This is a genomic window from Pseudarthrobacter sulfonivorans, from assembly GCF_024391045.1.
Lineage (GTDB): Bacteria > Actinomycetota > Actinomycetes > Actinomycetales > Micrococcaceae > Arthrobacter > Arthrobacter sulfonivorans_B.
The window spans coordinates 90,675-102,688 of sequence record NZ_JANFCZ010000012.1; the positions used below are offsets into that span (position 1 = coordinate 90,675).

General features: G+C 67.6%; 9 protein-coding genes. 4 read left to right on the top strand and 5 right to left on the bottom strand.

Going from position 1 to position 12,014, the window contains the following annotated elements; translation table 11 throughout:
* Positions 1-54: 54 nt before the first annotated feature.
* Together NQJ30_RS10130 and NQJ30_RS10135 are read right to left on the bottom strand one after the other, a co-directional pair.
* Positions 55-1,128 carry an aldo/keto reductase gene (locus NQJ30_RS10130; RefSeq protein WP_255769791.1) on the bottom strand — a complete coding sequence of 358 codons (1,074 nt, stop codon included), beginning with the start codon at positions 1,126-1,128 and terminating at the stop codon, positions 55-57.
* Positions 1,129-1,301: 173 nt separating this feature from the next.
* A complete protein-coding gene (locus NQJ30_RS10135; RefSeq protein WP_255769792.1) occupies positions 1,302-2,030 on the bottom strand; it encodes a hypothetical protein in 729 nt (242 codons plus the stop codon).
* 261 nt (positions 2,031-2,291) lie between these two features.
* Between NQJ30_RS10135 and NQJ30_RS10140 the strand changes: the two genes are divergently transcribed.
* Positions 2,292-2,669: a YchJ family protein gene (locus tag NQJ30_RS10140; protein ID WP_255769793.1), complete on the top strand. Its 378-nt coding sequence runs from the start codon at positions 2,292-2,294 to the stop codon at positions 2,667-2,669.
* On the opposite strand, the gene NQJ30_RS10145 is transcribed toward NQJ30_RS10140, so the two are convergent.
* From NQJ30_RS10145 to NQJ30_RS10155, 3 genes are all read right to left on the bottom strand, one after another.
* Positions 2,666-3,505 carry a hypothetical protein gene (locus NQJ30_RS10145; protein ID WP_255769794.1) on the bottom strand — a complete coding sequence of 280 codons (840 nt, stop codon included), beginning with the start codon at positions 3,503-3,505 and terminating at the stop codon, positions 2,666-2,668. The genes NQJ30_RS10140 and NQJ30_RS10145 overlap by 4 nt on opposite strands.
* Positions 3,506-3,556: 51 nt before the next feature.
* Positions 3,557-5,584, bottom strand: coding sequence for an acyl-CoA dehydrogenase family protein (locus NQJ30_RS10150; RefSeq protein WP_255769795.1), 2,028 nt, complete (start codon positions 5,582-5,584; stop codon positions 3,557-3,559).
* 61 nt (positions 5,585-5,645) lie between these two features.
* A complete protein-coding gene (locus NQJ30_RS10155; protein ID WP_255769796.1) occupies positions 5,646-5,948 on the bottom strand; it encodes a hypothetical protein in 303 nt (100 codons plus the stop codon).
* A 239-nt stretch (positions 5,949-6,187) separates the two neighbouring features.
* Here NQJ30_RS10155 and NQJ30_RS10160 point away from each other — a divergent pair, with 239 nt between their 5' ends.
* Genes NQJ30_RS10160 through NQJ30_RS10170 form a run of 3 tightly spaced genes read left to right on the top strand, consistent with a single transcriptional unit; the run spans position 6,188 to position 11,999 of the window.
* Positions 6,188-7,648 (top strand): DUF3375 family protein, encoded by a 1,461-nt coding sequence (locus NQJ30_RS10160; RefSeq protein ID WP_255769797.1) that lies wholly within the window; start codon positions 6,188-6,190, stop codon positions 7,646-7,648.
* On the top strand, positions 7,645-8,547 hold the full coding sequence (locus NQJ30_RS10165) for a DUF4194 domain-containing protein (RefSeq protein ID WP_255769798.1): 903 nt from the start codon (positions 7,645-7,647) through the stop codon (positions 8,545-8,547). Before NQJ30_RS10160 ends, NQJ30_RS10165 begins: the two co-directional genes overlap by 4 nt.
* Complete coding sequence (locus NQJ30_RS10170; protein ID WP_255769799.1) at positions 8,544-11,999, top strand: ATP-binding protein; 3,456 nt, start codon at positions 8,544-8,546, stop codon at positions 11,997-11,999. Before NQJ30_RS10165 ends, NQJ30_RS10170 begins: the two co-directional genes overlap by 4 nt.
* Positions 12,000-12,014 lie beyond the last annotated feature (15 nt).

The window sequence follows — 12,014 nt, forward strand, 5'->3', positions numbered from 1 at the left end:
CGGGGGAGCCTGCGCACGGATGGGGCGTACGACGGCGGCGTCCCGGCGCGGGCGTCAGCGGCGGCGGAGTTCCGCGTACTCCAGGGACGGGACGACGGCGCCGGCATCGCGCTCCACGAAGTTGGTCCCGGGCGGCACCAGTTCATCGATGGCATCCAGGACCGGTTCGCTCAGGAGGGTGTCCGCCGCCTTGAGGTAGGTCTGGAGGTGGGCTTCCGTGCGGGGGCCGATGATCACGCTGCTCACCGCCGGGTGGTTCAGCGCGAAGCCGACGGAAAGCTCCACCAGCGAGATCTCCAGCTTGTCCGCCAGCCGCGCCAGCGAGTCCGCCGCCAGGAGCTTTCGTTCGCTGGAGGGCCCGGAGATGTCGTAGCGGCCCGGGAGTGAATGCACGCGGGTGGGCGGCTTGCCGGCGTCCAGGACAAAGTCGCCGGACAGCCAGCCGCCGGCCAGCGGACCGTAGGCGAGCACGCCGAGGCCGTACTGCTGGGCGATGGGGAGGACGTCGCGTTCATTGCCGCGGACCAGCATGGAGTAGGGCACCTGATTGGCCACGGGCGGGATCAGGTGGTTGGTGGTGGCAAGCCACTGCGCCTCCACCAGCTGCGCCGGGGTGAAGACTGACGTGCCGTAGTAGAGGATCTTGCCCTGCCGGATGAGGTCATTCAGGGCGGTGATGGTCTCCAGGACGTCCGTGTTGTAGTCCGGCCGGTGGGCCTGGTAGAGGTCGATCCGGTCCGTCTGCAGCCTGCGCAGGCTGCCTTCCACAGCCTGCATGATCCAGCGCCGCGAGTTGCCGGAGTGTGCAGGGTTGGGGCTCATCTGCCCGTGGAATTTGGTGGCCAGGAAGACGTCGTCGCGGCGGCCGCGGAGCGCGCGGCCCACCACCTGTTCCGATTCCCCCTGCGAATACACGTCCGCGGTGTCCACCGCGGTGATGCCGGCGTCCAGGGCGGACTGGATGATGCGAATGCTTTCGTCCGCCCCAGTGGGCGGGCCGTTTACCGCGCCGCTGGTCCGGGCGCTGTCCGGCGGGCCGAGGCCTTCGCCAAAGTTCATGGTGCCCAGGGTGAGAGGGCTGATGGGTGTCCCGGACCGGCCGAACACCCGGAGTTCGCTGAGGCTCATCCCCGGCTCCTCACGGTTGATTCCCCACGCGGTGTGCTGTGGATCGTCACGACGCTACACACATTCGGCGGAGCGGAAACGGATCCCGCCTTAGAACTTCGCTTTTCGTCGCGGGACGTAACGCGGCCCGGCGCCGTGACGGTTTGTGAAGCTTCCGGCCGCAGTGTGGAAGCTCAGGTGTTGCTGGCGGGCAGCTTGGCCCTGAGGACCTTCGGGTGGCCGTTCAGTGACATGAGCGAGCCGGTGTCCAGCGGGGAGAGTTGGGCCGGGGCGGGCGGCTTCGTGAACGAGGGGGCGTCCTCGGGGCCGGGAATGTCCCGATGCAGCGCAGATTCCACCAGCGGGGCCACCGCTTCCAGTTGTTCGGCCGGCAGGGATGGCTCCGGAAGTTCGCGGACGGTCACCTTGATCTCGGGGACGGCGGCCCGCGCCCGCGCCATGGCACGGGCATCGGCGTCCGCGACGGCGGCAGCCCAGTCCCCGGCCAGCACCGGCGGCTCGCGCCGGGCTGCGATCCAGGGGTGGCGCTCCACGGCGTTCCGGAACCGCTGCCCCAGCGGGGAAGAATTCTGTTTGCTCCACTTGCCCCGGGCAGAAAGCGCGCCGCCGAGCAGCCCGGCGCGGGGCGGCTTGCCGGGAGAGTGGGCGGCAGCAGCGGCGTCGTCCGCTTCCTGGGACGCATCAGACGGCCCGGTCTCGCCGGTGAGACGCACCAGCGGGAGGGTTTCGTGGTGGGGGAGCCGCCCGAACAGGGCCTGCACGCTGACCACCAGGAACCTGCCGACGCCGGCGAGCACCAGGGTCAGGATGACCAGCAGGAACAGGCCGAGGAACATCAGGAATGCGAGTCCCAGCGTGCCGAAAAACGTCAGGTTGAGAGCGATCGTTGTTGAATCTCCCACGTCATCACTCCAATCAGCCAGCAGCGGAGCCCGTGCCGGCACCCTCACCACGGGCACCAAGCCCCTCCACTACCTTACGGACTATTTTTCGGACATGCCCGCGGGTGAGGGGGTCCTGCAGAGGTTGTTTCGAAGCTGTTACCGGATATGACAAGCTGCCCTGCCGGCCGGACCTGCCGCCTATAGTCGATGAGGGCCATCAGGCCGCCGAGAGGCTCGAAGACTATCGCCAGGGGAACAATGTTGGGCACGAATCCAGGTATGGCCGGCAACTGCCCGTGCCTTTCAGGCGAGGTGTACAGCGAATGCTGCGGCCGCTTCCACACCGGGGCAGCCGACGCGGCTACGGCTGAGCAGCTGATGCGTTCGCGCTTCACGGCGTTTGTGCTGCTCAACGCCGAATACCTCCGCAAGACGTGGCATCCGGGCACCGTGCCGGCTGACCTGGACCTGGACCCTGCCATGGAATGGCGCCGGCTGGACATCGTCTCCACACACCGCGGCGGTCCGCTCGACACCGAAGGCATTGTGGAGTTCAAAGCGTATTTCCGGCACGACGGCGAACGCGGCGTCCACCACGAAACCAGCCGCTTCGTGCGCGAGAACCGGCGGTGGTACTACGTGGACGCCATCGTTTAGCTCTCGCTGTAGGTTTCGTCCGGTGTGAAGCCGGCCCGGTCCACCTTGCGGTGGAAATGCATGCCGGCCAGGCCGCCGAGCACGGCTCCCACCAATGCAACCAGGGCCACCACCACGGCGGCGATGATGCTGGTGACTGTCAACTGGCCTTCGTTGATGGGGATCCGCGGGAAGCTGTTGAGGCTGGCCAGCACGTTAAACTGCTGGCCGGCGATCAGGCCGAGCACCGCCACCACCACGGCGGCGATCAGGGCCCAGGCCCACACCATCATGCCCTGCCTGGCGCCGTTGAACCGTGCCATCCGGCCGGCCACGTAGCCGCCTGAGTAGTAGGAGACAAACAGGATCACCAGCAGGACGATGATGCCCACCACGCCCACGGTCCCGTTGGTGGCCATCTGGTTGACGGCCTCGTTGACGTCGGCGTGGTTCGCGAGCCCCACGGCGGTGCCCGCTGCGGCGACAAAGGCCGTCAGCAGGACGGCCATGCCGGTGGCAGCCAGCCAGCCGAAGAAGGCGGAACCGACTTTGACGCCGCCGAACTGTTCCTTCTCGCGGGCTACGGCGGTCTGCCGGTCGGTGAGGCTGGGGTCCGTCAGCCGCGGGTCGATCACCGGAGCGGTCGCTTCGGGTTCGGCCACGTAGGCCGGCTCGTCGTTCGGCCGCACGGCACTGGCCGGTTCGGGGTACGGCCGTTCGGCGTACGGCTGCGTCTGATCCAAAGCCCGTGTTGGCTCGCCGCCCGCGAAGGTTTCATCGCGGGCGGTCTCACTCCGCAAATTCTCACGCCGGGCGCGCCGCGGAAGTCCGTCCCCTGGCTCCATGTGGTTGCTCATGAACCAACTCAACCACTGGTCAACGGCTATAACAAGGGTACTTACTATCTGCTAGCGGTAGCTGCGGTGCAGGTTTTCCTTCTGGGAGGCCCCGGGCGCGGCGTCGGAGATCCACGGGCCCGTACCCTCCGACTGGTCCAGGATTCCGGCCTCCAGCCAGCTGTATTCCCCGGCCAGGACCTTTCCGGCGAGCACATGATCGGAGTCGTCGGTGTTGCGCCAGAGCTGGTCAAAATACTCGTCGATGCGGACCCGCGACTGCTCACAGAACGCCTCGGCGAGTTCGTACGCGCCTGCGGCATGCTCCGGGTCGGTGTGAAGAAGCATCTCGGCGCGTGAACAGCACGCCGCCATGGCGAAGAGTTCCGCGCCGATGTCCACCACGCGGCCCAGGAACGCCTGCTTGTATTCCAGCTTCGCCTGCCAGCGGCCCATACCGTAGAACGTCTGGCGGGCCAGCCGCCGTGACGTCCGCTCCACAAAACGCAGGTGCTTGGCCAGCCGGCCGAAGTCGCCGTAGGAGCGGGGATCCATCCCGGCGCCGGCCACGAGCTTGGGCAGCCACTTCGCGTAGAAGCCGGAGGCCCCGACGGCGGCCCGCGCTTTGTCCTGCAGGCTCGCGTCCACGGAGGCGAGGTCGCCGGCGGCGGCAAGGTGCGCGTCCACGGCTTCGCGGGCAATGAGGAGCTTCATGATCTCCGAGGAGCCTTCGAAGATGCGGTTGATCCGCAGGTCCCGCAGCTGCTGTTCGGCCGGAACGGCGCGCTCGCCGCGGGCCGCCAGCGATTCCGCGGTCTCAAAGCCGCGGCCACCGCGGATCTGGACCAGCTCATCGGCGATCCGGCAGCTGATCTCCGTGGACCACAGCTTGGCCAGGGCCGCCTCGATCCGGACGTCCTTCTGCCCGGCGTCGGCAAGTTCTGCGGACAGTTCAAACACGGCGTCCAGGGCAAAGGCGGACGCGGCGATGAAGGCGATCTTCTTGCCCACGGCTTCGTGTTTGCCCACCGGCTGGCCCCATTGGGTGCGGGCGTTGGACCATTCCCGGGCGATTTTCAGGCTCCAGCGGCCGGACGCGACACACAGCGCCGGCAGCGAAAGGCGGCCCGTGTTCAGCGTGGTGAGGGCAATCTTCAGGCCCTGCCCTTCGCGTCCCAGCCGGTTGGCCGCGGGTACCCGCACCTGGTGGAACCGGGTCACGCCATTTTCGATGCCGCGCAGTCCCATAAAGGCGTTGCGGTTCTCCACGGTGATGCCGGGGGAGTCCATCTCCACCACGAACGCGCTGATGCCGCCCTTGTGGGCCGTGCCGTCCGCATCGGTGTGGGCCGGTACCAGGGCCATGACCACCACCAGTTCGGCGATCACACCGTTGGTGGTCCAAAGTTTCACGCCGTCCAGGACGTAGGAGTCGCCGTCGTCCGTGGGAACTGCGGTGCTGCCCATCCGGGCAGGATCGCTGCCAACGTCGGGTTCGGTCAGCAGGAAAGCGGTGATGGCGCCCGCGGCGCAGCGCGGCAGGTATTCGCGTTTCTGCTCGGGAGTGCCAAAGACCTTCACGGGCTCCGGCACGCCGATGGACTGATGGGCCGAGACCAGGGCGCCAAGACTCGGGTGGACGCTGCCCAGCAGCGCCAGGGACCTGCCGTAGTAGACCAAGGACAGGCCGAGTCCGCCGTATTCGCGGGGGATCTTCATGCCGAACACGCCAAGGTCCGCCAGGCCGCGGATGTATTCGTCGGGGATTTTTGCGTCCCGCTCGATCACGCGGCCGGACATGGTGCGCGCGTACTCGGTGAGCCGCTCCATGAAGGCTTCGCCGCGTTCCACGTCTTCAGCCTGTGCCTTCGGCCAGGGGTGAATGAGGTCGAGGTCAAAGCTTCCCAGGTACAGCCCCTTCGCAAAACTGGGCCGGTCCCAGCCGGTCTCGCGGGAGGCCTCGGCGAGTGCCCTGGCATCCGCGGCGGTGGCTTCGGGCCCGATGTTGGCCGCGTCGACCGGAACGTCGGCGTCCGGAGCGTCCGTGGGTGGCGCGTCCGGGGCAGCTTTGGTGGCGGGACTGTCAGTGGCGGAGCTCATGGGGTATCTCCTTCGCCGGGTGGCCGGTTCAAGCCATGGATCCGCCGGGTTGGAGAACCCTTTAGCTGTCTCCCAACATTACCCGCGGGTAGCTTCCGGTGCTAGGGGCGGGCTGCCCTGGGAAGTCCCCCGGGATCTCCACCTTGGCGGCCTGATGCACCAGCCGGTCCCAGCCCTGGTTAATGCCGTGGACCACTGCCAGCAGCGACGTGGACACGAGGAACCAGGCCAGCTTGCCCACCCCCACCAGGACCAGGGCAAGGACTCCCGCCACCAGGACAAAGGCCGTCATGGCCAGGGCGAACACCACGGTTCCGATGAACACCATGGTGGCCGTCTCCACTGAACTTAAATCGAACTGCATTCTTCCCCCTGCGCCATTGCTTCGGTCGAGTCAGTAGGACTGAGCGTAGGGGCGGCCCGTGTCCCGGACCAGACACGGCCCGCCCGGAGCGGCGGTTGATACGGGATCGCAATGCTACCCGGGGGTAGGTCACGGGCCGGTCGCGGCCCCCTGGGAGTTAGGGGTGCAGGGGCTCTGCGTTAACCTTGTAGTTGGCAGTTTTCCTGCCCAACCATCCCCCAGCAGTTATAGGAGAGTGCGTGCCCCGCTCCGCCAGGTCATCCGCTGACGCGATCAGCGCCCGGCTCCGGGACCTCGAACTCCTCACCAAGGGCCCTGCGTGGGCGCTCACCCGCTCCGCGCCGTGGGTCATCGCCGTGCTGCAGGCATCCTTTACCCGCACCCGGCCGCAGCTTCCGCTCGAGGAGTTCCACGCCGACGTCGACTCCTTCCTTGAGCAGTTGCGGCGCCAGGATCCGGGCGGGGCCGCCGCCGGGACGTCCACCGGCAGGAACTATGCGGACGAATGGACGCGCAAGAACTTCCTGACGCGCCGCAATCAGTCGGGGCAGATTGTCTACGAAGTCACCGAGCCTGCCGCCCGCGTGCTCGCCTTCCTGGACAGCCTCTCCAGCGAACGGTCCACGCTGAACGGATCCCGGCTGGGAACCCTGCTGGGAGATGTGGAGAAGCTCGCCAACGAAACCAACCCGGATCAGAGCGCCCGGCTGGAATCCCTCGAGGAAGAGATCGGGGAACGGCAGCAGCTGATCCAGGACATCAGCTCCGGAGACTTTGACGGCCTGCTCGATGACGACGAAGCCGTGGAGGCAGCCGGCAACATCCTGGACCTCGCCGCGAGCCTGCCCGCCGACTACAAAAAGATGCGCGACCGCATTGAAGAACTGGTGGGTGAACTGCGGAACCAGATCATCGAGGAGTCACTCAGCAAGGGCGCCACCATGGCCCAGGTGCTGGAAGCGGATAAACGGCTCCGGCAAAGCCCCGAGGGCAGAACCTTCCGTTCGTTCACCGCGTTCCTGGACGACCCGCAGCAGCAAATGCGGTTCCGCTCGGCCATCGGCGAGGTCCTGAGCAGGCAGTTTGCCGATGAGCTCTCGCCCGAGGACCGCGAGACCCTCAAGAACCTGGTGGCCGAGCTCCGCCACCAGCACGGCCAGATCCAGCGCATCTACGGCAAGCTCAGCGAAAGCCTGAACACCTACGTCCAAAGCGACGACTTCCGCCAGTCCGTCCGGCTCCGGAAAGTGCTGCGCGAGGCCGAACAGGCCATCCGGTCCCTGCCGTACGAACGTGAACGGGCGGGCCTTGTCCGGGGGCCGGTGCTGTTCAACGCCGGCTTCGAATCCCTGGCGATGGTCAAGCTCTACGACCCGGACGAATTCGCCGTCCCGCCCAAGCTCGCGGACCCCATTTCCTTCAGCGACTCGGACCGCGTGCGCTCGCCGAGGACAGCCAAGGCGCGGCCCGCAGCCATCCGTGCGGCCGTTGCCGGCGCCGCCACCCTGGCCGACGCCTGGGCGCAGCTGCCCGCCGAGGAACAGCACATCAACTCCATCCGCGCGCTCCTCTCATACGCCCTCCAGGAAGGTGCGGCCTTCGACCGCGAAACCTGGGACGGCCTGGACTTCGAACAGATCGACGGCAGCACCCGAAAGGCGTACCTGCCGGTGGTCACCCTCAAGAAGGATTCACAGTGACTGAAGAAATAACGACGGCGGCCCCGGCTCCCGAACGCAGCGGCGGGGTGACGCCCCGGGATACCTTTGTGGACGGCGCGGCACTCTTCCCGGGCGACACGGGCGTGCTCTCGATGAAGGTGCGCCAGGCACTGGTGAAGCTGCTGAAGGGCCCGTACGTCGACGGCGGCCGGGACGAGAAACTGTGGACCACCCTGCTGGATAACCAGCTGATCCTGCGCAGCCGCCTGTCCGAGCTCTTCCTGACCCTCCAGCTCGACCACGAGCGCAAGATCGCCGTGCTGCGCCCCGTGGACCCCGATGCCATTGGCGGCAGCACGCGTTCGAGCATCCTCCGCCAGCAAAGGGCGCTCAGCCGGGTGGAGACCATCGTGCTGCTGCGCCTGCGCCTGCTGCTGGACCGCCACGTCACGGCCCAGACCGATCCCACCATCACGCGCGAGGAAATTGCGGACCTCGTGGCGCACTACCAGCCCGCAGGCCAGCAGGACGCCCTGCGGGATTCGGACGTGGTCAACAGGGCCATCACCAAGCTCCTGGCCCGCCAACTCCTCCTCGCCACGGGCCTGGACGACGTGTACGCCATCTCCAACGCCCTCCCCCTGGCCTTGCCCTTCGAAAACATCGGCGACATCCCGGCCCAAATCGAAGCCCTGGTAGCAGCCACCACAGACCCAACCGGTACCGAAGCGATGCTGGACCTTGATGACTCCGGATCTGATGAGGAAGGCGCAGGGGACGACGACGCCGATGCCGCCCCCGCCCCTTCGCCGGGTCCTGGCACGAGCGGTGGCGACGGGGACATGCGGCAGCGTGCGTCTAAGCGAGGAACGAGCGAGCACGCCGAGCATGTGCCCGGTGGCGACGCGGACGAAAGCAAGACTGAGGTGACCAAGTGACGATCGCGAGCATGCTTCCGTTGGGGGACGTGACGAACCCCGGCCAGATGCGGCTTGCCCTGGTCCAGGTGGTCAACTGGGGCACCTTCCACGGCGCGCACACGATGCACGTGGACCGCAACGGAACCCTGCTGACGGGCAACTCGGGCGTGGGCAAGTCCACGCTCTTTGACGCCATGCTGCGCGTGTTTGACGCCCGGCCGCGCTCCAACGAGGCCGCCGCCCAGCGTGCTGGCGGGGCTGTGGAGGACAAGCGGACCACGTTCACCTACATGCGCGGCAAGGTGGGCGACAAGGCGGTGGGCGAGGGCTCGGCCAGTGCGTTCCAGCGCCCCGGTGCCACCTGGTCCGCCGTCGCGCTGACGTTCGACAACGCCGCGGGCACCCGCGTCACCGTGTCCGCCCTGTTCGACGTCCCCAAGAACGGCACGGAGTCCAGCGTTGGACGGTTCTACCTGATCGACAACAAGCCGCTGGACCTGCCGGCCATTGAGGACATCGCGGAGAAACGCTTCACCAAAGCCTCGCTGGAAACGATCTTCCCGGACGCCCAGATCTTCGACGTCCACAAGGCCTTCGCGGAGCGTTTCCGCCGCCTGCTGGGCATCAGCTCGGACCAGGCCCTACCGCTGCTGCGCGTGATCCAGGCCGGCAAGGGCCTGGGCGGCAGCGTAAACACCTTCTTCCGCGACCAGGTCCTGGACGCCCCGGCAACCCTCTCCGCGGCGGATGCGGTGGTGGAGGAATTCAGCAACCTGATGTCCATCCGGCAGCGGCTGGAGGACGTCCGGCAGCAACGGGACCAGCTGGCCCCGGTGCCCGGCCTGAACAAGGACTACGCGCAGTCGCTGCTGGACGCCAACCGGCTCCGCGAGCTGGCGGGCGAGGAGTTCGAGGCCTACAAGCAGCAGCTTGCGGTCACCGTCCACCAGAAGACACTGGCCCGGTTCAAGGAGCTGGCGCAGGCCAAGGCCAAGGACCTCGGCGCCGAGCGGAGCGTCCGCGACGGCCTCGCCAAGGAGCTGCGCGAGCTCGAGACTGACTACAACAACCAGGGCGGCAACGCGATCTCGGCGATCGAACAGTCGCTGGAGAACGCCAGGGTGGGCCTCAGGCTCCGCGAGCAGGTGGAGGAAGCCGCGCGCAAGGCCCTGTCCGACGCCGGCCTGCAGCTTGAGTGGAGCGCCGCGGGCTGGGAACAGGCCCACGAACATGCTGCCGCCCGGGCTGCCGAGCTCAAGGACGATTCGCAGGCCCTGCAGGACCTCCGCTTCGAGGCGTTCGACGGCCACGCCACCAAGAAACGCGAGCTGGCAGCTGCCGAACAGGAGCTCCTCTCGCTGCGGACGCGCAAGTCCCTGCTGCCGCCGTCGAGCATTGAAAACCGGGCGGCGATCGCCGCGGCCACTGGCGTCCCCGAGGACCGGATGCCCTTTGGCGGCGAGCTGATGGACCTGGCCGAGGGGGAGGAGCAGTGGCGGCCGGCCGCCGAGCGTGCGCTGCGGAACCTGGCCACCACGCTGCTGGTTCCGGGCGAACACTTCGCTGCGGTGACCCGTTACCTGAACGCCAACAAAGTGCGCGGAGCGCTGCGCGCCGTGGACGTGTCCAAACCGCTCGCCGGCGGGGCCCTCGCCGTGGAGGACGTGCGCGACGGCGACCTGCTCACCAAGCTGGACATCCTCGCCAGCGGCGCGGTGGCCGACGCCGGGGAATGGATCCGCGAGCGGATCGCCCTGGATTTCGCGTACCCGTGTGTGGCGGACCCCGACGAGCTGGCGACGCTGGACAATGGCCTGAGCCTGGGCGGCGTGGTCAAGCGCAACCGCCACACGGTGGAAAAGGACGATCGCTTCACCGGCCGCCAGGACTATGTCCTGGGGTTCGATAACGCCGCCAAACTGGAACTCGTGGCAGCCCAGGTGGCTGACCTGCAGCAGGAACTCGCGAAGGCGGCTGAGCTCGCGCAAAGCCGGGAAGAATCCCACCAGGGCATGAGCCGGCAGCTCGACGCCCTCCGCCGCATCGCCGAGGACCACCGGCCCTGGGAACAGGTGTCCGCAGCGGTGGCCGCCGAGGAACTGGCCAGGATTGAACAGCGGCTCAAGGACGCCCTCGCAGCGCAGGCGGACCTGGAGCCGCTGCGGGCCAACATCGAAACAGCACGGCAGAAACACCAGGCGAGCACCGAGGCCGCGGCTGTCCTGCAAAGCGAATACAAGGCACTGGACCGCCAGCTGAGCACCGCCGATTCGTTGCTGGAAGCCGCGCGGACCCGCCTGGCCCAGGCGCCGCCGTCGGACGCTACCGTCACCGCACTGGACCCGTACTTCAGCGAATTCGGCGACGTCGGCGAGATGCATGAGCTGGACAACCTGGCCAACCGCGTCCGGACGGAGCTGCTCGGGGAACTGCACACCGCGGAGACGCGCGGGCAGGCCACGTCCGAGCGGCTGACCCGGATCTTCGAGGGATTTGTGCGAGAGTGGGGCTCGGCGATCTCCGCAGACCACGGCACGTCCATCGGTGCGGCCGGCGAGTTCGAGGCCCGCTACCACGCGATCGTCAGCGACGGCCTGCCCGCGCAGGAGAGCGAATTCCGGCAGTTCTTCAACCAGCGCACGCACGAATCCTTCAGCACCCTGCTGCACCTGCTGGATGAGGAACGGCGCTCCATCACCAGCCGCATCCTGCCCCTGAACGGCATCCTGTCCGAGGTCAATTTCCACGAGGGCAGCTTCCTGGAACTGGACATCAAGCAGACGCTCCCCGCCACGGCCAAGCAGTTCAAGGACGCCATCCAGAACGCGCTCAAGGCCCGGCACGCGCGGCCGTCGCGGGGTGCCGCGGAAGGCGCAAACTCCGGGGGAGATGACGACGCCGAGCTCACGGCGCGCTACAAGACCCTGGAAACGTTGGTGAAGCGGCTGGGGTCCTCCACGCCGGAGGACCGGCGCTGGCGCGCGGAAGTCCTGGACGTGCGCGGCCACCTGTTCATCCAGTGCAAGGAGCACCGGGAGGTGACGGGTTCCCGTGGCGGCAAGAAGACCGAGGTCTTTATGCACGCCGATACCGGCTCCATGTCCGGCGGCGAACGGCAGCGGTTCACCGCCTTCATCATGGCGGCGGCGCTGAGCTACCAGCTCGGCATCGCCGAACAGGGCTTCACCACCTACGGCACCGTGATGATGGACGAGGCGTTTGTGCTGGCGTCGGAGGAATTCGCCGGTGCCGGCATCAAGGCCCTGCACGAGTTCGGTTTCCAGCTGCTGCTGGCCGCGCCGGAGAATGTCATCGACCTGTCCCGGCACCTCGGCTCGGTCACGGAAATCCTCCGCGACAAGCGCACCAACCGCTCCGGGGTTTTGACGGCCCCCGTCATCCGGCGCAGCCCCGGTTCCGAGGGCGAGTGGCGGTCCGATGCCAACCCGGTGGACATCGTCCTCCGCTAACCCCGCGTTGGAGTT

Excerpts from the sequence above, each read along its gene's own strand:
- NQJ30_RS10150 (WP_255769795.1), bottom strand. The coding sequence starts at position 5,584 with ATGAGCTCCGCCACTGACAGTCCCGCCACCAAAGCTGCCCCGGACGCG.
- NQJ30_RS10140 (WP_255769793.1), top strand. The coding sequence starts at position 2,292 with ATGGCCGGCAACTGCCCGTGCCTTTCAGGCGAGGTGTACAGCGAATGC.
- NQJ30_RS10155 (WP_255769796.1), bottom strand. The coding sequence starts at position 5,948 with ATGCAGTTCGATTTAAGTTCAGTGGAGACGGCCACCATGGTGTTCATC.
- NQJ30_RS10130 (WP_255769791.1), bottom strand. The coding sequence starts at position 1,128 with ATGAGCCTCAGCGAACTCCGGGTGTTCGGCCGGTCCGGGACACCCATC.
- NQJ30_RS10145 (WP_255769794.1), bottom strand. The coding sequence starts at position 3,505 with ATGAGCAACCACATGGAGCCAGGGGACGGACTTCCGCGGCGCGCCCGG.